This is a genomic window from Streptomyces sp. T12, from assembly GCF_028736035.1.
In the GTDB taxonomy this organism is placed as follows: Bacteria; Actinomycetota; Actinomycetes; order Streptomycetales; family Streptomycetaceae; genus Streptomyces.
This window is the reverse complement of sequence record NZ_CP117866.1, coordinates 1,136,818-1,161,906: the sequence shown is the minus strand read 5'-3', so window position 1 is coordinate 1,161,906 and position 25,089 is coordinate 1,136,818. Positions and strand designations below refer to the sequence as shown.

At 71.9% G+C, this 25,089-nt stretch carries 21 protein-coding genes and 1 riboswitch; of the genes, 15 read left to right on the top strand and 6 right to left on the bottom strand.

Going from position 1 to position 25,089, the window contains the following annotated elements; translation table 11 throughout:
- The first annotated feature begins 58 nt into the window (after positions 1-58).
- From PBV52_RS05020 to PBV52_RS04975, 10 genes are all read left to right on the top strand, one after another.
- On the top strand, positions 59-769 hold the full coding sequence (locus tag PBV52_RS05020; RefSeq protein ID WP_274237052.1) for a hypothetical protein: 711 nt from the start codon (positions 59-61) through the stop codon (positions 767-769).
- 250 nt (positions 770-1,019) lie between these two features.
- Complete coding sequence (locus tag PBV52_RS05015) at positions 1,020-1,754, top strand: sigma-70 family RNA polymerase sigma factor (protein ID WP_373921831.1); 735 nt, start codon at positions 1,020-1,022, stop codon at positions 1,752-1,754.
- A 114-nt stretch (positions 1,755-1,868) separates the two neighbouring features.
- The gene (locus PBV52_RS05010) at positions 1,869-2,942 is read left to right on the top strand and encodes an ABC transporter substrate-binding protein (RefSeq protein ID WP_274237049.1); all 1,074 of its coding nucleotides are present in this window, start codon (positions 1,869-1,871) and stop codon (positions 2,940-2,942) included.
- Positions 2,943-2,944: 2 nt separating this feature from the next.
- On the top strand, positions 2,945-4,039 hold the full coding sequence (locus tag PBV52_RS05005) for an iron ABC transporter permease (protein ID WP_274237048.1): 1,095 nt from the start codon (positions 2,945-2,947) through the stop codon (positions 4,037-4,039).
- Between the two features lie 42 nt (positions 4,040-4,081).
- On the top strand, positions 4,082-5,014 hold the full coding sequence (locus PBV52_RS05000; RefSeq protein ID WP_274237047.1) for an ABC transporter ATP-binding protein: 933 nt from the start codon (positions 4,082-4,084) through the stop codon (positions 5,012-5,014).
- A 31-nt stretch (positions 5,015-5,045) separates the two neighbouring features.
- On the top strand, positions 5,046-5,270 hold the full coding sequence (locus tag PBV52_RS04995; protein WP_274237046.1) for a hypothetical protein: 225 nt from the start codon (positions 5,046-5,048) through the stop codon (positions 5,268-5,270).
- A gap of 131 nt (positions 5,271-5,401) precedes the next feature.
- Complete coding sequence (locus PBV52_RS04990; protein WP_274237045.1) at positions 5,402-6,790, top strand: MFS transporter; 1,389 nt, start codon at positions 5,402-5,404, stop codon at positions 6,788-6,790.
- Between the two features lie 13 nt (positions 6,791-6,803).
- Positions 6,804-8,630 (top strand): asparagine synthase (glutamine-hydrolyzing), encoded by a 1,827-nt coding sequence (asnB, locus tag PBV52_RS04985; protein WP_274237044.1) that lies wholly within the window; start codon positions 6,804-6,806, stop codon positions 8,628-8,630.
- Between the two features lie 12 nt (positions 8,631-8,642).
- Positions 8,643-9,914 (top strand): cytochrome P450, encoded by a 1,272-nt coding sequence (locus tag PBV52_RS04980; RefSeq protein ID WP_274237042.1) that lies wholly within the window; start codon positions 8,643-8,645, stop codon positions 9,912-9,914.
- A 156-nt stretch (positions 9,915-10,070) separates the two neighbouring features.
- Positions 10,071-11,051 (top strand): isocyanide synthase family protein, encoded by a 981-nt coding sequence (locus tag PBV52_RS04975; protein ID WP_274237041.1) that lies wholly within the window; start codon positions 10,071-10,073, stop codon positions 11,049-11,051.
- On the opposite strand, the gene PBV52_RS04970 is transcribed toward PBV52_RS04975, so the two are convergent.
- From PBV52_RS04970 to PBV52_RS04960, 3 genes are read right to left on the bottom strand one after another with little or no spacing between them, the layout of a single operon-like run.
- Entirely contained in the window at positions 11,021-12,025 is a 1,005-nt protein-coding gene (locus tag PBV52_RS04970) for an ABC transporter substrate-binding protein (protein ID WP_274237040.1), read from the bottom strand. The two genes, PBV52_RS04975 and PBV52_RS04970, sit on opposite strands and share 31 nt — an antisense overlap.
- Positions 12,010-12,792: an ABC transporter ATP-binding protein gene (locus PBV52_RS04965; RefSeq protein WP_274237039.1), complete on the bottom strand. Its 783-nt coding sequence runs from the start codon at positions 12,790-12,792 to the stop codon at positions 12,010-12,012. The genes PBV52_RS04970 and PBV52_RS04965 overlap by 16 nt, the downstream gene beginning before the upstream one ends.
- A 1-nt stretch (position 12,793) precedes the next feature.
- The gene (locus PBV52_RS04960) at positions 12,794-13,840 is read right to left on the bottom strand and encodes an iron ABC transporter permease (RefSeq protein WP_306801488.1); all 1,047 of its coding nucleotides are present in this window, start codon (positions 13,838-13,840) and stop codon (positions 12,794-12,796) included.
- Between the two features lie 183 nt (positions 13,841-14,023).
- Positions 14,024-14,106: riboswitch (cobalamin riboswitch) on the bottom strand.
- 126 nt (positions 14,107-14,232) lie between these two features.
- Here PBV52_RS04960 and PBV52_RS04955 point away from each other — a divergent pair.
- From PBV52_RS04955 to PBV52_RS04945, 3 genes are all read left to right on the top strand, one after another.
- Positions 14,233-14,958 carry an ankyrin repeat domain-containing protein gene (locus PBV52_RS04955; RefSeq protein WP_274237037.1) on the top strand — a complete coding sequence of 242 codons (726 nt, stop codon included), beginning with the start codon at positions 14,233-14,235 and terminating at the stop codon, positions 14,956-14,958.
- A gap of 134 nt (positions 14,959-15,092) precedes the next feature.
- On the top strand, positions 15,093-16,541 hold the full coding sequence (locus PBV52_RS04950) for a cytochrome P450 (protein ID WP_274237036.1): 1,449 nt from the start codon (positions 15,093-15,095) through the stop codon (positions 16,539-16,541).
- A 211-nt stretch (positions 16,542-16,752) separates the two neighbouring features.
- Positions 16,753-18,231 carry an MFS transporter gene (locus PBV52_RS04945; protein ID WP_274249275.1) on the top strand — a complete coding sequence of 493 codons (1,479 nt, stop codon included), beginning with the start codon at positions 16,753-16,755 and terminating at the stop codon, positions 18,229-18,231.
- Positions 18,232-18,271: 40 nt separating this feature from the next.
- Here PBV52_RS04945 and PBV52_RS04940 read toward each other — a convergent pair whose 3' ends face one another.
- On the bottom strand, positions 18,272-20,266 hold the full coding sequence (locus tag PBV52_RS04940; RefSeq protein ID WP_274237035.1) for a GDSL-type esterase/lipase family protein: 1,995 nt from the start codon (positions 20,264-20,266) through the stop codon (positions 18,272-18,274).
- A gap of 218 nt (positions 20,267-20,484) precedes the next feature.
- Here PBV52_RS04940 and tgmA point away from each other — a divergent pair, with 218 nt between their 5' ends.
- Together tgmA and PBV52_RS04930 are read left to right on the top strand one after the other, a co-directional pair.
- Positions 20,485-20,676: a putative ATP-grasp-modified RiPP gene (gene tgmA / locus PBV52_RS04935; RefSeq protein ID WP_274237034.1), complete on the top strand. Its 192-nt coding sequence runs from the start codon at positions 20,485-20,487 to the stop codon at positions 20,674-20,676.
- A gap of 14 nt (positions 20,677-20,690) precedes the next feature.
- Complete coding sequence (locus PBV52_RS04930; protein ID WP_274237033.1) at positions 20,691-21,647, top strand: MvdC/MvdD family ATP grasp protein; 957 nt, start codon at positions 20,691-20,693, stop codon at positions 21,645-21,647.
- 1 nt (position 21,648) lies between these two features.
- Here PBV52_RS04930 and PBV52_RS04925 read toward each other — a convergent pair whose 3' ends face one another.
- Positions 21,649-23,724, bottom strand: coding sequence for a 2-oxo acid dehydrogenase subunit E2 (locus PBV52_RS04925; RefSeq protein ID WP_274237032.1), 2,076 nt, complete (start codon positions 23,722-23,724; stop codon positions 21,649-21,651).
- A gap of 1 nt (position 23,725) precedes the next feature.
- Positions 23,726-24,823, bottom strand: a complete 1,098-nt coding sequence (locus PBV52_RS04920) for a thiamine pyrophosphate-dependent dehydrogenase E1 component subunit alpha (protein WP_373921830.1) — start codon at positions 24,821-24,823, stop codon at positions 23,726-23,728.
- Positions 24,824-25,089 lie beyond the last annotated feature (266 nt).

The following is a 25,089-nucleotide window of genomic DNA, read 5'->3' as shown; positions in this document are numbered from 1 at the left end:
GGTGTTGTGCGTACCCACCCGTGACGAGTGGGCCCAGGATGCGAGGATGAGGGCCGTCATGACTGCTGGGTGGGGTGTGCGCACGATACGGGCCGCGGTGTTCGCGTCCGTCTGTGTGCTGCTCGCTGCCCTCGGCCACGTACTGATGTCGGGCGCGACCGTCCCCTGGTGGACGCTGGCGGCCGGTGCGGTCCTCACGGGCGGCGCGGGCTGGTGCCTGGCAGGCCGGGAGCGCGGACTCCCACTGGTCGTGTCCGTGGTGGTCGTCGCCCAGGGTGGGCTGCACGCGGCCTTCGAGTTCGCACAGTCCTCCAGCGCCACCGCGCACGGCATGGGCTCCATGTCCATGGGCATGGGCTCCATGGATCCCATGTCCATGGATTCCAGGGCCTCTATGTCCATGGGGCACATCGGTATGCGCCACATGGACCCGGGCCACATGGACACGGCCCACATGGGCATGGGCCACATGGGCATGGGCCACGACATGGCCGGCACGTCCTCGTTCGGCATGTTCGCCGCCCACACCCTCGCCGCGCTGCTGTGCGGCCTGTGGCTGGGGCACGGTGAACGTGCCGCGTTCCGCATTCTGCGGGCCGTCGCCGGATGGCTGGCTGCCCCGCTGCGGCTGTCGCTCGCCCTGCCCGTACCGCCGCACCGCCCGCGCCTCAGGCCGCGCCGCGGCCGCTCCGATCGGGCGCCGCGGCTGCTTCCGCTCGTTCACACGATCACTTCTCGGGGGCCTCCGGCGGGGATCGCTGTCGTCTGAGACAGCCGGTTCCCCGAGGCCGTACGGGCACGGACGTCGACTCCTCGACGGCCGTACAGGTGTCGTGTCGTAGACACCGACCGTGCCTCGGGCCCTGGCCGTACCTGCCGTACGGCCGTATCCCTTGCATCCCCGGACACCTCCGGTACGGCGTGCCCGCACGCCTCACGTACACGTGACCTGGCGCACGGCGGCGACGCCGTGAGTGCCCGCCGCCGTGCCGGAGTCCGGACTACCGAGAAGGACTCAGGTGATCACTCCTGCCCTGCCTTCCTCGCGCGCGACCCGCGTGAGTCGCACGAAGGCGGACAACACCTCCAAGACGGCCTCCTGTGACGAGTCCACGACCGCGTGGGCGCTGGCCGCCCGCGGCGGTGACCCGGACGCCACCGACCGTTTCGTCCGCTCCCTGCACCGCGACGTCGTGCGGTACGTGGCGCACCTCTCCGCCGATCCGCAGGCCGCCGACGATCTGGCGCAGGACACGTTCCTGCGGGCGCTCGGCAGCCTGCACCGGTTCGAGGGCCGCTCCTCGGCGCGCGCGTGGCTGCTGTCCATCGCGCGCCGCGCGGTGATCGACAGTCATCGGTACGCCGCCGCCCGCCCTCGGCTGAGTGACTCGGACGACTGGACGCTGATGGCGGAACGCGCCCAGCCGATCGGTCTGCCCGGCTTCGACGACGGCATCGCGCTGCTCGACCTGCTGGACGCGCTGCCCGACGAGCGCCGCGAGGCGTTCGTCCTGACCCAGCTGGTGGGCCTGCCCTACGCGGAGGCGGCCGAGATGAGCGACTGCCCCGTCGGGACGGTCCGCTCGCGCGTCGCCCGCGCCCGGGCGACTCTCGTCGAGCTGCTGACCGAGGCGGAGGCCGAGGCGGAGGCCGAGGCCGAGGTCGCGACCGATGCCGTGGACGTAGCCGTAACCGTGGCCGTGGCTGAAACGGCGGCCGTGGCCGTGGCTGAACCGGCGGCTGTGGCCGCCTGACCGGGAGCGCCGGTGTCGGTTCCCCCTGCCGGGAACTGACACCGGCATCGCCCCGACTACTGGAACGGGCGGCGGAGATCCGCCCGTGCATCCAGTGGATCGTGGGGAGTTTCGATGCGTTCTCGTGTGTGGCGGGGTACGACGGCAGCCGTACTCGGTGGCCTGCTGGCGGCGGGCTGCGGCAGCGGGGACAGCGGGGACAGCGGCGAGGCGAGCACCGCCGCAGGAAAGGGCGACTCGGAGGGCCACCCGGTCACCGTCACCGACTGCATGGGCGCCAGGACCACCTTCACCGAGGCCCCGAAGCACATCGTCACCAGCAACGCCTCCAGCCTGGAACTCCTGCTGCGCCTCGGCGCCGGGGACAAGGTGACCGGCACCGGCTTCCCGCCGGGCAAGGGCACCTTGCCGGGTGAGCTCGACGCACAGGCACAGCAGGTCGAGGTGCTCAGCGAGACCGTGATCCCCAAGGAGAAGCTCCTCGGCTCCGGCGCCGACCTGTACATCGACACCTTCGCCTCGATGAACATGGGCGGCGGAATGGGGGACGCGCCGACCGAGGAGGAGTTCAAGGCGGCCGGCATCAAGCACACCTTCCTGAAGTCCACGGCGTGCGCCGCCACGAGCAAGAGCCCGGTCACCGACCTGTCCGCCGTCGAGGAGGACGTCACCTCCCTCGGCGCCGTCACGGGCACGCGCGCGAAGGCGAAGGAACTCGTCGACGGCATGAAGGCGAAGGTGGACGCGGTCCGCAAGGCCGTCGGCAGCACGCCCGAGAGTGAGCGGCCCACGTACTTCTTCTTCGACTACGACGCCGGCACCAAGCAGCCCATGGCCGTCTGCAACCGCCAGGTCGCCAACGCGGTCATCACCCTCGCCGGGGCCCGCAACGTCTTCGCCGACTGCGACGGTGACTACAAGCAGGTCGGCTGGGAGGACGTGATCGCCAAGAACCCGGACTGGATCCAGCTCGGCGTGCGTAACCGGGGCAGCGAGGCCGGGAACGAGAAGGCGTTCGACGAGGCGCAGGAGTGGCTGGAGTCCAACCCCGCCACCAAGGGCCTGAAAGCCGTCAAGGAGGGCCACCTCCTGCGCATCGGCTCCGAGCAGACCACCATCGCCGGCGTCACCAACGCCGACACGGTCGAGGAGATCGCGAAGACGCTGTACCCGGGCAAGGTCGGCTGATCATGATCGGCACTCTGGTGCGCCGAAAGGGCACGGCGGAGCGGCGTGATCCGCAGGAGCCCGCGCGGACCCGCTCCGTGCCCGCCGGGCCGCTGGCTCTGGCCCTCGCCCTGGCCCTGCTCGCCGCCCTCACCGCGGCGGTGTCCTGGGGCTCGACGTCCATCCCGGCCGGCGAGGTGTGGAACGTGGTCTGGCGCCGCCTGTCCGGCGAGGCGCCGCGCCCCGGCACCAACGACCTGATCGTCTGGCAACTCCGCCTCCCCCGCGCCCTGTTGGCGGCCCTCGTCGGCGCGGGGCTCGGCCTCGTCGGTACGGCGATGCAGGCCCTGGTGCGTAACCCGCTGGCCGACCCGTACTTCCTGGGCATCTCCAACGGCGCCTCCCTCGGGGCGGTCGCCGCGATCGTGCTGGGCCTCGGCACGGGCGGCGCACTCGGGCTCGGACTGTCCGGGGCTGCCTTCGCGGGCGCCCTCGCCACCTTCGCGCTGGTGTGGGCGGTGGCCCGGCGCCGCGGGGGTTTCGCGCCGCTGCGGCTGGTGCTGGCCGGGGTGGCGATCGGGCAGTTCCTGTCCGGCTTCACCAGCTATCTCGTGCTCCAGGCCGGCGACGAACAGCAGACCCACAGCGTGCTGTTCTGGCTCATGGGCAGCCTGAGCGGCGCGAGTTGGCCGCTGCTCGCCGCTCCCGCCGTCGCCGTGCCCGTCACCCTGCTGTGGCTCCAGGCGCGGGCCCGGGCGCTCAACGCGCTGATCATGGGCGACGAGACGGCCGCCGGGCTCGGCGTCGACGCCACCCGCCTGCGCCGGGAGCTGTTCACGCTCACCAGCCTGCTGACCGGCGTCCTCGTGGCCGTCTCCGGTGCGATCGCCTTCGTCGCGCTCATGGTGCCGCACGCCTGCCGCCTGATCGTCGGCGGCGACCACCGCCGCCTCCTGCCCGTCTCGGCACTCTTCGGGGCGCTGCTCCTGGTCGTGGTCGACATCGTGTGCCGTACGGCCATGGAGACGCAGGAGCTGCCGGTCGGCGTCGTCACCTCGCTGATCGGCGCTCCGGCGCTGCTGTATCTGCTGGACCGGCGGTTGGGGAGCGGGAGTTGAGGAGCTGGAGGAGCAGGCGTTGAGGAATCGGGGGAGCGGACGTTGAAGATCGAAATCGAGGACCTGCACGTCGCCTACACCGGCCGTACGGTCGTCGCCGGCGCCCATCTCATCGCGGCCGAAGGCGAGATCACCGGCCTCGTCGGCCCGAACGGCAGCGGCAAGTCCACGCTCCTGCGCACCGTCTACCGGCACCTGAAGCCGGCCTCCGGCCGGGTCCTGCTGTCCGGCACCGACCTGCGCCGGCTCAGCCCCACCGAGGCGGCCCGGCATGTCGCGGCTCTCCCGCAGGAGCGTGGCGGCGACTTCGAGCTGACCGTCCGCGAGGTCGTCGCCATGGGCCGTACGCCCTACAAGCGGGCCTTCGCCGGGGAGGACGCCACCGACCGGGACGTCGTCGCCCGTGCCCTCGCGGACGTCGGCATGGCGCGGCACACCGGGCGCCGCTTCGCCGAACTGTCCGGCGGTGAGCGTCAACGCGTCCTGCTGGCCCGCGCCTTCGCCCAGCAGCCGGACGTCCTGGTCCTGGACGAGCCCACCAACCACCTCGACATCCGCCACCAGGTCGAACTGCTCGCCCTCCTCCGGGCGCAGCGCCGCACGACCCTGGTGTCGCTGCACGACCTCAACGCCGCCGCCTCCGTCTGCGACCGGCTGCACGTCCTGCACGACGGCCACGTGGTCGCCTCCGGCCCGCCCCGGAATGTGCTGCAACCCGCCCTGCTGGCCGACGTGTTCGGCGTACGGGCGACGGTGGTGGACCATCCGCTGACCGGCGACCCGCTGATCGCCTTCGATCACAGAACACCGGCGGACGGCCCGGACGCGCAAGACGGCCCGGACGCGCAAGACGGCCCGGACGCGCAGGGCGGACAGGACATGCAGGACGGAACCGGTGGAGCCGACCGGTGCGGGTATCCCAATGTCGGCCCCGAGCGGTGTCTTGGGGGCTGGTCCCGGGTGTCACAACGGTGAGCGCCCACGATCGCGAAAGGCTGTGTGAACTATGAGCGAGATCGAAGGCATTGAGGGCCTGGCCCCGGTGGCGACCTTCTGCGGCAACTGCGACTGCGGCTGTCCGCAACTGTTCGTCGACCCCACCGCTCCGGCCGAGCGTCGGGTGATCCTCACGGACGACTTCGGGCAGCGCGTGCAGATGAGCGCCGACCAGTTCTCGTCGCTGGTCGCGGACGCCAAGTCCGGCAAGCTGGACGGCATCAGCACGGCCTGACGCCGTACCGGGGCGCCGACCCCAAGTCGATCAAATTTTCGACCACGCCCGGGAACTCAGCCCCCGGCGTCCCCGACCTCTGGAACGAGGCTGCTGTCCGGCAGCCGACCGCGAGGGGGAGGGGCGCGAGAGTGAGGGACCGCTGGGTTCTCGTGGCGGTGGCGGGCGCGCTGTCGTTCGTGGCGATGCTCGACATGAACATCGTGAACGTGGCGCTGGCCGACATCGCCGAGGGCCTGCACGTCTCGACCGCCACGGCGCAGTGGGCGGTGCTGGGGTACCAACTCCCGGTCGTGGCCCTGCTGTTGCCGGTCGGCCGGTGGCTGGACGGCGCGGGGACGCGGTCCGCGCTGCTGGCGGCGACCGCCGGCTTCGCGCTCTGCAGCGCTCTGGCCGCACTCTCTCCCTGGGCGGCCTGGCTGATCGCGGCCCGCGTCGGGCAGGGCGTGTGCGCGGCGGTGCTGTTCGTGCTGATGCCGGTGCTGGCGATCCGTGCCGTACGGCCCGAGGCGCGCGGCAGGGCGATGAGCGTGCCCGCGACGCTCGGCCCGCTGGGCGCGGTGACCGGCCCGGCGGTGGGCGGGCTGCTGCTGGACCAGCTGGGCTGGCGCTGGGTCTTCCTGGTCAAGATTCCGTTCTGTCTGCTGGTGTTGGCCGTCGCCTGGAAGGCGATGCCCAGGGACGGTGGGTTGCGCGGGCCCGACCGGCGGTCACTGGCTGACGCGCTGTCGGTGGCCGGGGGCTTGGCCGTGCTCCTGCTCGCCCTGACCCTGGGATCCGGGGAACCGCCGTGGTTCCTGCTCGCGGCCGCCGCCGTACCTCCGTTGTGGTGGTGGCTGCGCGGGCCGGGTGGCCGTCCCGTGACCGCTGTCCTGCGGGCGGCCGGGCTGTTCCGGGCCCACGGCGCGGTGCTGGCGCTGGCGGCCGGTTTCGCGGCCATGTACTACGTCGTCGCCCTCCACCTCCAGCAGGACGAGGGCGTCAGCGCCACCGCGACCGGGCTGACCGTGCTCGCCTTCCCGCTCGGCATGGGGCTGGCCGGGCCGCTCGGCGGACGGCTCGCCGACCTCCCCCACTCTCGGCTGCGCTCAAGCGGGGGGACTCCTATCGGCTGCCGGCGGGTCGCGGTCACCGGTGCCGTGCTCACCGCGGCCGGACTGCTCCTGCTGATCCCGCTCGGCGACGGCTGGACGCCGCTCGACGTGGCCTGGCGGCTGGCGCTGGCCGGTGTCGGCATGGGCCTCAACGGCGGTCCGACGCAGGCCCTGATCCTGGGCGCGGCCCCAGCGGAGAGGACCGCCACCGTCGGCTCGACGGTGCAGGTGGCCCGCAGCCTCGGCTTCACCCTCGGCCCCGCCCTGGCCACCGCAGCCTGGGCCCTGGCCGGGCCCGGCACCGGCGCGCGGGCCGGGCTGACCCTGGCCGCGGCTGCCGCTTGTCTCGCCGTACCACTGCTCGCCCTGCCCGGCCGACGGGCCGCCGCGGCGCCCGAGCGGACCACCGACACCGTCCCGACCTGATCCAGGAGTTCCCATGTGCGGAATCACCGGCTGGGCGTCCTTCCACCACGACGCCCGCACCCAGGCCCCGGTCATCGAGGCCATGACCGCCACCCTCGCCCCCCGCGGCCCCGACGCGGGCGGCGTCTGGCTCGGCGAGCGCGCCGCGATCGGACACCGGCGCCTGGCCGTCATCGATGTCGCGGGCGGCGTCCAGCCGATGACCGACCGCCCCGACACGCCGACAGTGGTCCTCAGTTACAGCGGCGAGGTCTACAACCACCACGAGCTGCGCGCCGAACTCGTGGGCCGCGGACATGTGTTCCGCACACGCAGCGACACCGAGGTCGTGTTGCGCGCCTACATTGAGTGGGGCGAGGCAGCGGCCGACCACCTGGACGGGATGTTCGCGTTCGCCGTCTGGGACGAGCGTGCCCAGCGGCTGCTCCTCGTCCGCGACCGGCTCGGCGTCAAACCGCTGTTCTGGGCGGCCGTCGAGGGAGGCCTGGCCTTCGCCTCCGAGCCCAAGGCGCTCTTCGCGCACCCTGAGATACGGCCCCGGGTGGACGCGGACGGGCTCCGGGAGGCGTACAGCCTGCTGTTCAACACCGGGCCGACGGTGTGGTCCGGCGTACGGGAGGTCGAGCCGGGCGGCCTGCTCGTCCTGGACCGGGACGGTGTTCGCGAGCGCCGCTACTGGCAGCTGGAGGCCGGTGCACACGAGGACGACCGGGACGCGACCGTGGACCGGATCGGCACCCTGGTCAGTAAGGCCGCCCGCAGCCGGCTGGAGGCCGATGTCCCGCTGTGCAGCCTGCTGTCCGGCGGTATCGACTCCACCGTCCTGACCGCCCTGCTCGCCGACGAACTCCGCCTGCGCGAAGGCCCGGACGCCCGGCTCCGCTCCTACGCCGTCGACTACAGCGACCAGGCCGAGCAGTTCACCGGCGACGTCCTGCGCACCGGCCACGACACCCCGTACGCCACCGAGGCGGGCGCCTTCATCGGCACCGACCACAGCACGGTCGTACTGGACCCGCGTGCGCTGCTGGACCCCGAGCACCGCAAAGCCGTCGTCGTGGCCCGGGACTCGCCGATCGGGGTCGGCGACATGGACACCTCGCTGTATCTGCTGTTCGGCGAGATACGGCGGCACTCCACCGTCGCCCTGTCCGGCGAGGCCGCCGACGAGGTCTTCGGCGGTTACCCCTGGTTCCACAACCCCAAGGCGCTCGCCGCCGACACCTTCCCCTGGCTGCTGGTCACCGGCGACGAGGCCGCCATGCCGCTCAACCCCGAACTCGGCCTGCGCATCGGCGAGTTCCGCGACGACACCTACCGCACTGCCCTGGCCGCCGTGCCCCACCTCGACGGCGAGACCCCCGCCGAGCATCGGCAACGCGAGATGCAGCACCTGTCCCTGACCCGCTGGCTGCGCCAACTCCTGCACCGCAAGGACCGGTTGAGCATGGCGCAGGGCCTGGAGGTGCGCGTCCCTTACTGCGACCACCGACTCGTGCAGTACGCCTTCGACGCGCCCTGGGCGCTGAAGAGCTTCGACGGCCGGGAGAAGAGCCTCCTGCGCGCCGCCGGAACGGGGCTGGCTCCCCACTCGGTCCTGCACCGGCCCAAGAACCACTACCCGGCCACCCACCACCCCGACTACAACCGGGGCCTGCAGGGCCTGGCCCGCGACGCCCTGTCCCTCGAACAGGTCCGCTCGCTGGCCGACGAGACCCGCATCAAGCCCTGCCTCGACACCCCGCCCGAGCACCTGGAGTGGGGCCACCGACTCCGCCTCGAACGCGTCGTCGACCTCGCCCTGTGGCTCGACCACCACCGGCCCGAACTCGCCCTCTGAGGAGCCCCACCCATGACCGTCCAGGACCAGGAACCCCTCCCGGGCGTGGACCCGCAGCAGCCGCTCCCCGACCCGGTCCCGCTGATGGGCTGCCCCTACAAGAGCAACCCCTACCCCCTCTACGAGCGGATGCGCGAGGCCGGACCGGTCCACCGTGTCCTCTTCCCCAGCGGCGTTCAGGCCTGGCTCGTCACCGGTTACGAGGCCGCCCACGCCGCCCTGAACGACGAGCGCCTCGGCAAGAACCACGACCGGGGCAACGACCGCTGGCGGGCCCGCGCCTCGATCATGCCCGAGCCGCAGCACTCCCAGCTCCAGGCCCATCTCCTCCACCAGGACCCGCCGGTCCACACCCGCATGCGGCGCTTCGTGACGGATGCCTTCACGCCGCGCCGAGTCGAGCAACTGAGGCCGCGGCTGCAGGAGTTGGCCGACGCGCTCGTCGACGCCCTACCGGAGACCGGGCCCGCCGACCTGGTCGCCGGCTTCGCCGCCCACTTCCCCTTCCAGGCCCTCGCCGAAGTCATCGGCCTGCCGGGGGAGTTGGCCGCGCGCTTCGACCGCGACTGGGGCAAGGTCGTCCAGCCGGTCGGGCCGACGGATCCGGGGCGGCCGTTGTACGAGGCCCGTCTGCACGGTCTGCAGAGCTATATCGCAGAGGTCGTCGCGCACAAGCGGGACCGCGGCGACGACGACCTGCTGAGCCGCCTCGTCGTGGCCCGTGACCGGGGCGAACTGACCCAGGAGGAGCTGGACTCGATGATTTTCCAGCTGCTGGTCGCGGGCCAGGAACCGGTCACGAACCAGCTCACCACGGCCCTGATCGCCCTGTTCCGCCACCCCGGCCGGCTCGTCCGACTGCGCGACGACCCGGGCCTCATGCCCCGCGCGGTCGAGGAACTCCTGCGCCACGACAGCGCCTTCGAGCTGACCACCTGGCGCTTTTTCGACCAGGACAGCGACCTGCACGGCACCGAGGTCCCGGCGGGCGACTCGGTGATCGTCTCCCTGTGCGCCGCCAACCGGGACCCGCGCCGCTTCCCCGACCCCGACACCCTCGACCTCGACCGCAGCCCCAACCCCCACCTCGCCTTCGGCCACGGCATCCACTTCTGCCCCGGCGCGGCCCTCGCCCGCGCCGAACTCCAGATCGCCCTCGGCACCCTGCTCGCACGGCTCCCCGGACTGCACCTCGCCATCAGGGACGAGGACATCGAGTGGATCCCGGCCGTCCTGGGCCGCGGCACCAACCACCTGCCCGTCGGATACGACCGACGGCTGTGAGGCCGTACTCCAGCGGATCCCGTACGTCAGCTGATCCCGACCTCCGGCTGATCACCCCACCCCACCGACAGCGCCTGCCCCGTCAAGGCGTCAAGGCGTCAAGGCGCCAAGGCGCCATGCCGCCATGCCCGTACGCCCGCCCCCTGGAGGAACGACATGCTGCTGACGACCGCACCGGACACCCTCCCCAAGACCCTCGGCGCGGAGATCCTGAACCTGCTCCTGCCGCACCACCGCACGACCGACCCGGCCCGTGCCTCGGCCGAGGAGTTCCCCCATCAACTGCGCCGGATCACCGACTTCGTCCGCGAGGGCGCCCCCATCGTCTTCACCCTGCCCGGCTTCCCCTGCAAGTCACCCAACCCGGCCAAGACCCTGGGCCACCTCCCCGACATGGGCGAACGCCTCTCCCTCACGTTCCTCGACACACTCTGCGCGCGGATCGAGCGGCTCCACCCGCCGGGCGCCCGCGTCGTCATCTGCTCCGACGGTCATGTCTTCGGCGACCTGATCCGCGTCCCCGACCACGACATCGACGCCTACTCCGACGAACTGCGCGCGCTCATCGGGCAGTCGGACCTGCGCCGCCTCTCCGTCTTCGACCTGCGCGACGTCCTCGGCGACCTCCCCCACGACACCAAACGCGCCCACGTCCACGACCGCTACGCCCCCACGCTTCAGGCCCTGCGCACCGAGGTCCGCACCGACGCCCCCACCCTCGCCCTGTACCGGGGCATCACCCGCTTCCTTGTCGAGGACACCGCCGGCTTCACCGGTACCCGCTCCGCCCTCCAACGCGAGTGCCGCAGGCGGGCGTACGGCGTCATCCAGCGCAGCCGCGCCTGGGGCGACCTGATCGCCGACCACCATCCGCGCGCCGTACGCCTGTCGATCCACCCCCAGCCGGCCGGCGCCCCCAAGTTCGGCATCCGCCTCCTCGACGCCCCCGACGCCCCCGACGCCTGGACCACCCCCTGGCACTCCGCCGCCCTGCGCGAGCCGGACGGCACCTGGACGCTCATGCCCCGGGCCAGGGCGGAGCGGCTCGGCCGCCTGGTCCACCGCGACGGCAGACCGAGCCACTTCGAGCGGTCCCGCGCCGACGGTCAGCGCTCCTCGGCGACCTTGCGCAGATAGGTGCCGAGCCGGGCGATGGCCGACGGGTTGCGGGGGCTCTCGACCAGGTCGACGTAGTCGAGGACGAAGATCCGCTGGTGCTTGACGGCGGAGACGTTGCGCAGAGGCGCGTAGGAGAGGAGGAACTTCCTCTTCTGCTCGGCGCTCACGTCCCCGTAGTCGCAGATCACGATGACGTCCGGGTCGCGCTGTACGACGCTCTCCCAGCCCACGGTGGTCCAGGAGTCCTGGACGTCGTGCATGACGTTGGTCCCGCCGGCCTCGCTGATGATCTGCTCGGGGGCGGCGTAGCGGCCGGAGGTGAAGGGCTGGTCCTGCCCGCTGTCGTACAGGAACACCTTCGGCCGGTCGGCGCCCGCGGGGGCCTTCGCGTGCACCTCGGCGACCTGCTTCTTGAAGTCGGCGATCAGAGCGGCGGCCCGCTTCTCGACGCCGAACAGCTTCCCGAGGTTGGTGAGGTCGGTGTAGAGGGCGTCCAGGGGCGGCATGATGCCGCGCGAGGTCTCGGTGCGGCCGCTGTGGCAGGACTCGGTGAGGACGTACGAGGGGATGCCGAGCTTCTTCAGGGCGTCGGGGGTGAAGCCGCTGTCCTCGCGGAAGCCGTAGTTCCAGCCGGCGAAGACGAGGTCGGCGCGGGCGTCGAGGGCGTTCTCCTTGGTGAGCTGGTCCTTCGACAGCCACTTCACCTTGTCGTAGCCGTCCTTCCACGGCACGCCGCTCAGCTCACCCTTGTCGTCGGGCATGGCGAACCCGGCCATGCGGTCCTCCAGACCGAGCGCGAACATCAGCTCGGTGATGCCGACGTCGTTGGTGACCACGCGGTCGGGCACCTTGTCGAAGGTGACCTTGCGGCCGCAGTTGGTGAGGGTGACCGCGGAGGACTTGGAGTCCGCCGACTTCTCCACGGTGGCTCCGCAGCCCGTCGCGGTGACGGTCGCGGCGAGGCAGAGGGCCGTGGCTATGAGCTTGCGCATGTGGATCCTTGAGGCAGGAGGTCGAACAGGAGCTGGACCACGCCGGTCTCCGGGTGCCGTACCGGATGGGCACGGACCCCGAACACCTCGGCGAGCAGGACGGGTTGAAGGACCTCGTGCGGGGCGCCGCAGGCGACGACCCGGCCGCCCTCGATGACGTACAGGACGTCGCAGTGCGCGGCGGCCAGGTTGAGGTCGTGCAGGGCGGCCAGCACGGTCAGGCCGCTGGCCCGCACCAGGGACAGCACGTCCAACTGGTGGGCGATGTCGAGGTGGTTGGTGGGCTCGTCGAGGACGAGCACCTTCGGTTGCTGGGCGAGTGCGCGGGCGATGAGCACGCGCTGCTTCTCGCCGCCGGACAGGGCCAGGAACCCGCGGTCGGCGAGGTGGGCGACGCCGGTGCGGTCCATGGCCGCCGCGCAGATCTCCCGGTCGGAGGCGGCCGTACGGCCTTGGTGCGGGAGGCGCCCCATGGCCACGAGCTCGGCGACGGTGAAGTCGAACTCGGCCGACGACTCCTGCGGCAGCGCGGCCAGCACCCGGGCGGCGGCCCGCGGCGCCATGGTGTGCACGTCGTCCCCGTCGAGCCGCACCGCGCCCCCGGTCGGACGCAGCGCCCGGTACACGCACCGCAGCAGCGTGGACTTGCCGCTGCCGTTCGGGCCGACGAGGCCGACGAACGCCCCACTGCCCACGGCGAGTTCGATGTCGTCGACCAGTCGCGCCCCGGCGGCCTCGACCGTGATCCCCTCGATGTCGAGCCGCATGTCACCGACCTCCGAACGCATAGCCGCCGCGCCGCATCAGCAGCAGAAACGCGGGCACTCCGACGACGGCCGTGATCACTCCGACGGGCAGTTCGGCGGGGGCGAGGAGGAGTCGTGAGAGCAGGTCCGCCCAGACCAGCAGCACGGCCCCGGCGAGGGGCGCCACGGCCAGCACCCGCCGGTGATCGGCGCCGACCAGCATCCGTACGACATGCGGCACCATCAGCCCGACGAACCCGATGGCCCCGCTGACCGCGACCACGGTTCCCGTCACGGCGGCGGTGACGAGGAACAACTCCCTGCGCAGCCGAGCCGGTTGGACGCCGAGCGCGGCGGACGTCTCGTCCCCCATGGCGAGGGCGTTGAGCGCCTCGGCCCGCCACCGCAGCCACGTCCACCCGGCCGCCACGGTCACCGCGGCGAGCGGCACCTGGGCCCAGGTCGCGCCGCCCAGGCTCCCGAGCAGCCACATCATCGCCGACCGTGCCGCCTCACCCCGGGCCGCGCCGAACACCATGACGGTGGTGACGGCCTCGAAGCCGTACGCCAGTGCCGTCCCGGTCAGGATCAGCCGCAGCGGGGTGAGGCCGTGCGGCGACCGGGCCACGGCGTACACCAGCGCCGTCGCCGCGAGGGCCGACCCGAAGGCCGACAGGGACAGCGCCCAGACCCCGAGCCCGGCGAACGCCCCCAGCAGGATCACGGCGTTGGCGCCCACCGCGGCGCCCGAGGAGATGCCGAGCACGAACGGATCGGCGAGCGCGTTGCGCACCATCGCCTGCACCGCCACCCCGACCGACGCGAGCCCGGCCCCGACGACGGCACCGAGCACGACACGCGGCAGCCGGATCTCCCAGACGATGGTGTACGCGGCGACGTCCCGGGCGTCGATGGTCCCGCCGGTCAACCCCGCCCCGAGCAGCCGGAAGACATCTCCCCACCCGATCCCGGCGGCGCCGAGCCCCACGCCGCACACGAGTGAGACGAGCAGGAGCAGCCCCAGCCCGAGGACCAGCGGCACCACGGATACGCGTGACGCACCGGGCAGTCGGGACGCTCCGGATTTCAGGTTCGGTCTCACTGTCCGGGTCGGACTTCGGTGCACGGGCGGGCGGTCCTTCGCCTGGGGCCGCCTGTGGACATCGATCAGGAGACGGCCCGTGCGACCGTGCCGGCCGCGCGGTCCCCTCTCGCAGTCCACGGCGAGCAGTCAATGGGTCGCACCCACCACGGGCGATCGGGCTTGCGCGACGGACCACATGGTCCCCGCGCACACCGTTGCGGGTCAGCGCCGGACTCTCACCGGACTTCCCCCGCGGGAGGCCCGGGGAGCGTAACAGAAGGGGGTTCGGGAGCGGCCGGACAGGGGCGCCGTGGCCTGCGGGAGGGGGCGTTGTCAGTGGGCCGTGCTATCCAGGTGGGGACCTGGGAGGTGGCCCGATGTTCATCGATACGACCGCTCCGCCGGCCCGCGCCGCCGTCGAGGCGATCCGGACCGGCGACGTGGGCGCGTTGCAGGACCTGCTCACCGCTCATCCGGGGCTGGCCACGGCACGGCTGGGCACCATGAAGACCGCGCGGACTCTGTTGCATGTCGCTACTGACTGGCCCGGTCACCTGCCCAACGGTCCCGCGACGGTGACCGCGCTGGTCGCCGCGGGCGCGGACGTGAACGCCCGGTTCACCGGCGCGCACCGCGAGACCCCGCTGCACTGGGCGGCCAGCACCGACGACGTGCCCGTCCTGGACGCCCTGCTCGACCTGGGCGCGGACATCGAGGCCGACGGCGCGGTCATCGGCAACGGCACGCCGCTGGCGGACGCGGTGGCCTTCGGGCAGTGGAAGAGCGCGCGACGACTGCTGGAGCGTGGCGCCCGCACCACCCTGTGGCAGGCCGCCGCCCTCGGCGAGGCCGACCGTGTCGCCGCCTGCTGCACATCCGAGTCCGACCCGCCCACCGAGGAGGACATCACCGCCGCGCTGTGGTGCGCCTGCCACGGCGGGCAACGCCGGACGGCCGGTTACCTGCTGCGACGGGGCGGTGACGTGAACTGGGTCGGCTACGACCGGCTGACCCCACTCGACGCCGCCCACCGCTCCGGCCATCCCACGCTGGTCGCATGGCTGCGCGATCAGGGAGCGAAGTCCGCCGAGGAGTTGGCCTGACGCCGGGTGGGGAGGCGACGCCCCCCTGCCACCCGTCGTTCACCCGCAAGTGCCCCCTGGGGTAGGGTCACCGGCGTTGTTGGCTACTGACTGGTAGTGCGCCGGTGCGGGGAGTGTCGGAGGGCGGCAGGCAGATGGAATCCCACTGGGGTGAGAGCGGAGCCGCGGACGTCGACGGCTCCCGGTTGGAGGAGATGGCTCCCGAACCGCTGCTGACCCGCGACTACGAGACGCGCCCTTCGCTCGTGTACGAGCGGCTGAGGCAGCAGCACGGCCCCGTCGCCCCGGTCGACCTGCTGGGTGTGCCCGCCTGGCTGGTCCTCGGCTACCGGGAGGCGCTGCAGGTCCTCCAGGACGACGACGGCTGGCCGAAGGGGCTGGAGAACTGGCGGGCCCGCTCGGAGGGCGAAGTCCCCGCCGACTGGCCGCTCGGGCCGTCCCTGGAGGTCAACCACGTGCTGATCCAGGGCGGTCCCGGATACGGGACGCTGCGGACGGCGTGGGACGCGGCGCTCAAACCCTTCCAGGATCCCGGCCACCCCCAGGCCAAGAGACTGAAGGCGGCCGTCACCGCCTACGCCGACGAGCTGATCACCTTGGTGGGGCAGGGCGGCGGCACGGGCGTGGCGGACCTGTCCGCGCAGTTCTCCCGGCCGCTGCCTCTGATGGTGGCCAGTCATCTGCTCGGCTTCCCTGGTTCCCAGGGCGACGACGCGCTGATGGACATGTGGCGAGTCCTGGACGCGGGCCCGGACGCGGAGCCCGCCCTGGAGCGACTGCTGGCGACGCTCGCGGAACTGGCGGCCGTGAAGCTGAAGGAGCCGGGGGACGACTTCCCCTCCTACCTTCTGGCCGCGCACCCAGACCTGTCCCTCGACGAACTGGCCCGTGAGCTGTTCATGCTGCTCGGCATGACCTCCGACCACGTCGGGATCCTCATGTCCAACACCGTGGTCGAGGTCATCTCCGGTGACGGCGGCGTGCGCGCCAGCCTGTCCGCCGGGATGATCAGGGAGACCATGAACCGGGTGGTCATGCGCAAGCCGCCGCTGGTGAACTTCGTACCGCGCTTCGCCGCCAAGGACACCGAGCTCGGCAACTACACGATCCGGGCCGGCGACCCGGTGTGGGTCTCCTCCGCCGCCGCGCACGCCGACCCGCTCTTCGCCGACCACGTGGCGCCGAGCAGCACCATCAGCACCCGGGCGCACCTGTCCTGGGGTGCGGGCCGCCGCCAGTGCCCGGCCCGCGAGCTCGCGTCGACGGTGGCGGCGGTAGGCGTGGGCCGGCTCTTCGAGCGGTTCTCCCATCTGGACCTCGCCCTCCCGGCCGACCAACTTCCGTGGCGCTCCTCCCCGTTCATGCGCGGCCTGCGCTCACTGCCCGTACGGTACGAACTCGCCTCGGTGCCCGAGCGGCCCTCGGCGTCCGCGCGAACATCGCCACCGGAGCGGGCGTCGGCTCCGCCCGCGGCGCTGGAGCCGACGCCGGAGACGGCCGAGCCGGTGCTGCCGGACCAGTCCGCCCGGCAGCGCTCCTCGCTGTGGCGCTATCTCACGGGCCTGATCCGCGCCGGTCGCTGACCTGGGGCCCACCAGGGCCCCACCAAGGGCGTCACGGCCCGGCTCCGTGATCGACTGGAGGCCCGTCCCGCGGCGGCGTACGGTCGAATGGTGGCGGGAACCAGCCACCGAATCCCCGCCACGGCGCGATGCCATGAGCAACCCCGAGCCGACACCCGAAGCACGGACCACCCCGCAGGAGACGGAGCGGGGCGATGGCCGTGGCAGCGGTATGGCGCTGCTGGTCATCGCCTCCTGCCAGCTGATGGTGGTGCTCGACATCACCATCGTGAACATCGCCCTGCCGGACATCCAGCGCTCGCTCGACTTCTCCACGACCAGCCTGTCCTGGGTGATCAACGCCTACACGCTCACCTTCGGCGGGCTGCTGCTGCTCGGCGGCAGGATGGGCGACATCCTCGGCAGACGGCGCGTCTTCATCTTCGGCGTACTGCTCTTCGTACTCGCCTCGTTGCTCGGCGGCATGTCCCAGAACGAGTGGCAACTCCTCGCCGCTCGTGCCCTCCAGGGCGTCGGCGGCGCCATCGCGTCCCCGACCTCCCTCGCCCTGATCAGTACGACCTTCCGTGAAGGGCCCGACCGCAACAGGGCGTTCGGCGTCTTCGCCGCGGTCTCCGCGGGCGGCGGCGCGATCGGGCTGCTGGCGGGCGGAATCCTGGTCGAATGGCTGAACTGGCGCTGGGTGCTGTTCGTCAACGTGCCGATCGGGCTGCTCATCGCGCTCGCCACGCCGCGCTGGATCCGGGAGTCCGAGCGCCACCCCGGTCACTTCGACCTGGCGGGCGCACTGGCCTCCACCATCGGCATGGTGCTGCTGGTGTATGGGTTCATCCGGGCCGCGCAGGACGGCTGGCGGGACCCGCTCACCCTGGCCGCGTTCGGGGCGGCCGTCGTCGTCCTGCTGGCGTTCATCCTGATCGAGCGGCGCTCCCGGCAGCCGATCACACCGCTGCACATGTTCGCCGACCGCAACCGGGCGGGCACCTACGGCATGATGCTGAGCCTCGCCGCCGCGATCTTCGGCATGTTCTTCTTCCTCACCCTCTTCGTCCAGAACGTGCTGGACTTCAGCCCGCTCCAGGCCGGGCTGGCCTTCCTGCCGGTGAGCGCCGTCATCGCGGTGGGCGCGGGGCTCGCCTCCCAACTCCTGCCGAAGTACGGGCCCAAGCCCTTCATGGTGACCGGCGCGATCCTGGCCGCCGCCGGCCTCGCCTGGCTGACCCTGACCGACGTCCACTCCACCTACGCGGGCAGCATCCTCGGCCCGATCCTCGTCTTCAGCCTCGGTATGGGCATGGAGTTCGTGTCCCTGACCCTGATGGCGCTGTCCAACGTGGCCACCCGGGAGACGGGCGCGGCCTCCGGACTGCTCAACGCCACCCAGCAGGTGGGTGGTTCCCTCGGGCTGTCCATCCTGGTCACGGTGTTCGGTACGGCCAGCGGCAACGAGATGGACGAACAGATGGCCGCCTTCCGGGCCGACGCGACCCCAGCGGAGCGGCTGAGCTTCGAACGCACCGGCCAGCTCCCGCCACCCTGGGGCGACGAGGTCCTCACCGCCGGAGTCTCCGCCGCCTTCATCATGGCCGCGATCTTCACCGCGATCGCCGCGGTGATCGCCCTCCTCGTCATCCAGGTCCGCCCCTCCGACCTGGAACGACTCCAGGGCGGAGGAATGCCGATGCCCTGAGATGACGTCTGTCGTTGCCTCGCAGGGATGACCGGCGCGGTCAGCCGCCGATTCTCGCCGCGATGATCGGTGCCAGGCGGTCGGCGATGACGCGGTGGCCCTGGTCGTTCGGGTGGACGGAGTCCGTCAGATCGCCCGAGCCCAGCCAGCCCGTCGTGTCGACGAAGGAGACGCGGCTGTCGCCGCCGTCGACGGCCGCCTTGACGGCCGCTTCGGTCTGCGGGACGTAGCGGCCGCGGAAGGTCTCCAGCGCGAAGATCCAGGCCCGGGGATAAGCGGCGCGGACCTTGCGCAGCAGGCTGGTGTAAGCCGACTGGAACTGGGTGGAGCTGACGCCGTGGCCCACGTCGTTGGTGCCGAGATTGATGACGACGGCGTCCGCCTGGTAGCGGGTGAAGTCCCAGTCGGGCGTGGGTGAGTTGGGATCGAGCCTGGTGAACTGCTGCTCCAGGCCCACGCATCCGTCTGCCGTGGCCACCAGACAGGCACCGCCCTGGGCGACCTGGGTGTGCTCGGTGCCGAGCCGCTCGCCGATCAGCCAGCCGTACGCGGTACGGGCGTTCTGCGAGGTGGTGGTGCCCACCGTGATCGAGTCGCCGACGAACTCGATCACCTTGGCCGGGGCCGACGGCGCGAAGGTGGTCGCGCCGCTGTCGAGGACCAGCCCCTGGAAGACGGCGTCGCCGCGGTACGAGCCGGCGACCACCTGGTAGTTGACCTGAAGGGTGTGGTTGCCGGAGGCCAGCGCCGTCGGGGTCAGGTCCACCGTGCCCTTGACGTCGTCGTAGAACTCCACCGGCCCGTTGTCGATGCGCGCCCAGAAGTCGATGGTGTTGCGCTGCTTGAGCTTGACCGTCCGGCCGGTGAAGCCGACCCGGTAGTACGCGCCGGCCCAGTACGGCGTGTAGAGGGTGCTGGAGCTCCGGGTGTCCCAGCGGCCGACGAACCTGATGTGGGGGTCGCCGGGTCCGCCGGGAGCGGCCGCCTGGGCGGACACACCGGCGACGCTGCCCAGCCGGGCGGCGATGACGGGCGCCAGTCGGGCGGCGAACTTGGTGTGCCCCGCCTCGTTGGGATGGCCGTTGCCGTCCTCGTAGTCGGTGCCGTCGGTGAGCCAGCCCGTGGTGTCGACGTAGTGCACCTTGGCGTCGCCGGAGCTGTTGCGGGCGCTGACGGCGGCCCTGGTCTCCGTCACATAGCGCTTCTTGAGCGTCTGCACGGCGAAGAGGTGCGCCTCGGGGTGCTTGGCGCGCAGGTCGCCCAGGAACTTGGTGTACGCCGTCTGGAAGGCGGGTCCGGACACGCCGTGGCCGATGTCGTTGGTGCCCAGGTTGATGACGACCGCGCTCACCCCGTAGCGGGAGAAGTCCCAGCTCTGCTCGCCGGTGCTGCCGGTCCTGAAGTACTGGCTGCTCAGGCCCGTACAACCGGACTGGGCGACCAGGCAGTAGCCCGCGCGGGCGATCCGGGTGTGCCGCATCCCCAGCCGCTCGCCGGTCTTCCAGGCGTACGAGTCGAGCGCCAGCCGGTCGGTGAGGGCGCCGGCGGTGATGGAGTCCCCGACGAACTCGACCAGCCCGGACGGTATGGCCGGACCGACCGTGCGGGCTCCGGGGTCCAGCACCAGACCCTGGAAGACGGTGTCGCCGGAGCGGTAGGAGATCCGCAGGGTGTGGGTGCCGGAGGACAGGGGTTGGGGAGTGAGGTTCACGGTCCCGCGCACGCCCGCGTGGAAGACGTCGGGTCCGCCGTCGACGCTCGCGTAGAAGTTGACCGCGTCCCTCGCCCTGACCTTCACCGTGGTGCCGGTGAACGCCGTCTGGAGGTACGCGCCGGACCACTGGGGCACGGCGGCGGTGCCCGAACTCGTGTCCCAGCGGCCCACGTAGACGATGTTGGGGTCGGACACCGAGCCGTCGCCGGCCGCGGCCCGCGCCGCAGAGCCGCCCGCCCAGGACAGCGACAGCAGACAGGCGACGAGCGCGGCGGTGAGGAGGACCGAAAGGGCGCGTCCGGGGTGCGGGGGTGTCTGCACGGGGATCCCTTTCACGTGGAGGTTGGGAGCGCTCCCATGAAGAACTGCGTTTCGAGAGAAGCGATGAAACGGTTCAGCGTCAAGGACTCCTGTGAGGAGTCAGGGAATCCGGTGAAGGGTGTGACGGTCTTCACGCCGATGTGGCGGAAAGTGATGAATTCCTTACACAAGCAGTGCGTAAGTGACGGTAATTCACTGCACTGCATTGGAGGCTCACCATGCGACCGTTCACCCTCAACTACGCCTTCCCCAGAGGGCTTCCGAACGCGGTGACGCCCTATCACTTCGACCCGGCCCGCCAGCTGAACGTGCTGCCCGACGGCCGCCCCGCCATCAGTGACCCGGACCTGCTGCTCGCGGTCGGCACGACGACGTCCACCGCCGGATCCGCGACCCACTTCGACGACTGACGACCCGTACGCGAATGACCGTACTGATCCTGACGTCCGAAGAGGACGTGACCGCCGACATGGTGGTGGCCAGGCTGCACGGGACAGGGACTCCCGTGATGCGGCTGGACCCCGCCGACCTGCCGGGCAAGGCCGTGCTGTCCGCCGACTACGCCCATGGTGACTTCGACGGGCACCTGTCGGTCAACGGACATGTGCTCAGCATGGGAGGCCTGCGCTCCATATGGGTGCGCAGGCCCGGCGAACCGGCCGCGCACGCCGCGCATCCCTCACCGTGGCTGACCGCCGAGACCCGGCAGGCGCTGTACGGGATGCTCCACTCCGCCGCCGCACGGTGGATGAACCATCCGCGCAACGCCGACCAAGCCCGGCTGAAACCCTGGCAGTTGAGGGTCGCCCACCTCAGCGGCTTCGCCGTACCGCCGACGGTCTTCACCACGTCACCCCGGCTGGCACGGGAGTTCGCCGAGGAGTACCGGGACGTGGTGGTGAAGTCCGCCTCGGGGCCGCCGCCCGGTGACCCCGGGCTGGCCCTGCCCACCACCCTCGTCGGCCCCGGCGCGGACTTCTCCGCGGTCGCGGCCGGGCCCGCGCTGCTGCAGCGGTACGTACCCAAGCGGGCCGACATCCGGCTGACCAGTGTCGGCACCCGGCTGTTCGCCGCGCGGAAGACCGCCGAACCCGGCCAGGTCGACGGACGCTACGGCGACACCGGGCACGTCTGGGAGCCGGTCCCGGTCCCCGAACGCATCGGCAAGTCGGTGCACGACTACGTCACCCTCGGCGGACTGGCGTACGCCGCCTTCGACTTCGCCGAGGACGAGCACGGCATCTGGTGGTTCCTGGAGTGCAACCAGGGCGGCCAGTTCGGCTTCGTCGAACTGGAGACCGGGCAGCCGATCTCGGAGGAGGTCGCCCTGTGGCTGGCACAGCGCAGGGCGGACCGCCGCTCTCCCGAGAGCCGCCGGTGAGTCAGCCGCCGTCAGTCGCCGGGCCGGTGACTAGACGGTCGGTGACAAGGTGGTCGGTGACATGGCGCAGGAATCCGGCCGCGGTGCCCCCGTCGCACACCCGGTGGTCGAAAGTGAGCGACACGGTGACGACCTTGCGCACCTCCACGCGGCCGTCCACCGCCCAGGGGCGGTCCGTGATGCGGCCGACGCCGAGCATCGCGGACTGGGGGTGGTTGAGGATCGGTGTGGCGCCGTCGACGCCGAGGGGGCCGTAGTTGTTCAGGGTGAAGGTGCCGCCGGTCCGGTGTTCCAGGGGGAGGGCGTCCTCGCGGGCGAGGCCGGTCAGGCGGCGCAGTTCGGCCGCGAGGTCGTCCAGGGTGAGCCGGTGCGCGTCCCGGACCACGGGGACGACCAGGCCGTGGGCGGTCTGCGCGGCGAAGCCGAGGTGCACGTCGGGAAGGCGGACGATCTCCCCGCGGCCGGTGTCGACACGGGCGTTGAGGACGGGGAAGGCGGCGAGCCCGGCCAGACACGCCTGCGCGAGCAGCGGCAGCAGGCCTGTGCCACGGGTGGCGCGGGCGGCGAGGAGGTTCGTGACGTCGGCGTCCGCCCAGATGGTGACGGCGGGCGTGTCGCGGTGACTGCGGAGGTATTTGTCGGCGGTGGCGTCGAGCTGCGTGCGGGTGTCCGTGCCCGACGGGCGGATCGGCGTGTCCGCGGTGCCCGTGGCCGTGGCGGAGCCCGTGGCGGTGGCGGTGGATGCCGGTGCGGACCACCGCGCCCCGTTCGTCCCGTAACCGGTGAGTACGGCCCCTGAACCCGGTTCCTCCGAGGCGGGTTGAGTCACCGTCAGCAACGGCGCCCCCACCCGCACGGTCTCGCCCGCCCGGCAGTGCAGGGCCGTCACCGTCCCCGCGTACGGACTCGGCAGCGTCACCACCGACTTGGCCGTCTCCACCTCGGCCACGACCTGGTCCTGCCGGACCGCGTCGCCCACCGCGACCATCCACTCCAGCACCTCGGCGTCCGCCAACCCCTCGCCCAGATCGGGCAGATGGAAGGTGTGGCCGGTCGAGTCGGCGGCAGCGGGCGCGACTTGACGGGGCCGTTGCACGATGCCGCCCGGCAGCAGTCGGCGCAGGGCCTCCAACACCCGCCCGGCGACCGGCAGATGCGCGTCCTCCAGCAGCGGGGGCGGATACGGGATGTCGAAGCCGGTGACCCGCAGCACCGGTGCGACCAGCGCGTCGAAGCACCGCTCCTGCACCCGGGCCGCGATCTCGGCGCCGACCCCGGCGAAGCCCTGTGCCTCGTGCACGATCACGCAGCGGGCGGTGCGGCGTACCGACGCGGTGAGCGTACGGTCGTCCAGCGGGACGAGGGTGCGCAGGTCCAGCACCTCCACGTCGAGGCCCTCGGCCTCGGCCGCCCGGGCCGCCTCCAGGGCGACGGCGACGCAGGGGCCGTACGCCACCAACGTCGCGTCGCTCCCGGGCCGGCGTATCGCGGCGGTGCCGAACGGCTCGGTGCGGGACGGGAGTCGGAGCGTCTCCTTGGTCCAGTAGTGGCGCTTGGGCTCCAGGAAGATCACCGGGTCCGGGTCGTCGATCGCCTCGCGCAGCAGGGAGTAGGCGTCGGCGGCCGTCGCCGGCGTCACCACCTTCAGACCGGCCGTGTGCGCGTAGTACGCCTCACTGGAGTCGCTGTGGTGCTCCACGCCGCCGATGCCGCCGCCGTACGGGATCCGGACGACCAGCGGCAGGGGGAGCGCACCTCGGGTTCGGTTGCGCATCTTGGCCATGTGGGAGGCGATCTGCTCGAACGCCGGGTAGGCGAACGCGTCGAACTGCATCTCCACCACCGGTCGGAACCCGGCCATCGCCATGCCGACCGCGAGGCCCGCGATGCCGGCCTCGCTGACGGGGGTGTCGAAGCAGCGCCGGTCGCCGAACTCCTCGGTGAGCCCGTCGGTGACCCGGAAGACGCCGCCGAGGCGGCCGACGTCCTCGCCGAAGACCACGACGCGCTCGTCCGCGCCGAGCGCGTCCCGCAGGGCGGCGTTGAGCGCCTGCGCCATCGCCACAGTCGTCGTCATGTCAGCGTCCCTCCAACTCGACGCGCAGCGCGGCGCGTTGATCGGTCAGGTGCGGAGGCGGCGAGGCGAAGACGTGGTCGAACAGGGTCAGGGGGTTCAGCTCGGGGTCCTCGGTGAACCGTGCGCGCAGGTCGGCGGCGTACGCCTCCGCCTCGGCGGTCGCGGACTCGGCGGCCTCGGGGGCCAGCACGCCGCGCTCGCGCAGGGCGGACTCCAGGCGGGTGATCGGGTCGCGCCGGCGCCAGTGCTCGGCCTCCTCGGCCGGGCGGTACCGGGAGGGGTCGTCGGCGCTGGTGTGCGGGCCCAGGCGGTAGGTGTGCGCCTCGACCAGCCACGGTCCGCCGCCCGCCCGCGCGTCCTCGATCGCCGTACTCAGCACGGCGAGGACGGCCGCGGCGTCGTTGCCGTCCACCTGTTCCGCGCGGACGCCGTAGCCGACGCCCTTGTAGGCCAGGCCCGGTGCCGCGCACTGGGCGGACAGCGGGACGGAGATGGCGTACCGGTTGTTCTGCACGAGGAAGACCACCGGCGCGCGCAGCACGCCCGCCAGATTGAGCGCCTCGTGGAAGTCGCCCTCGCTGGTGGCGCCGTCGCCGACCAGCGCCAGGGCGACCGTGTCGACGCCCTTGAGGCGCTCGGCGTGGGCCAGTCCGGTGGCGTGCGCGGCGTGGGTGGCGAGCGGGGTGCACTGCGGTGCGGTGCGGTGGCGCAGCGGGTCGTAGCCGCAGTGGGCGTCGCCGCGCAGCAGCGTCAGCGCCTCGACCGGGTCGATGCCCCGGCTGACCAGCGCCACGCAGTCCCGGTAGGTGGGGAACAGCCAGTCCGTGGCGCGCAGCGCGAGCGCGGCACCGACCTGACAGGCCTCCTGGCCGAGGCTCGACGGGTGCACCGCGAGCCTGCCCTGCCGGGCGAGCGCGGTCGCCTGCTCGTCGAAGCGGCGCCCGAGGACCATCTTTCGATACGCCGTCAGCAGCGACTCGGGCGACGGCGCCCGGTACGTGCCGTTCGCTGCCCCGTCATGCGGCGACAGAAGGGAAACCGGAACCTGGGACGGGAGCCAGGGGGAGAGCTCTACCCCTTTCCCCGCAGTCGTATGCATCGGCGTATGACCCATGTTTCCGCCACCCTTTCCTCACGACTTGCGGCGCCTCGGATGATCTCCACGGCATGTGCTTTCCCGACGGTCCGGCAGATAAGGGCAGATGAAGCGGAACTGAACAGTCCGACGTTCCGAGTAAGAAATGAGTAAGCGCTTCCCATCCGTCAACCCGGCGTTGTGAAAAGGTAATTCGCCCGTCGCCCGCCCTTCCTGAAGAGCACGGTCAAATTGATCAGCGAAATGCGGAACTGCAGAAGGCGAGCGAA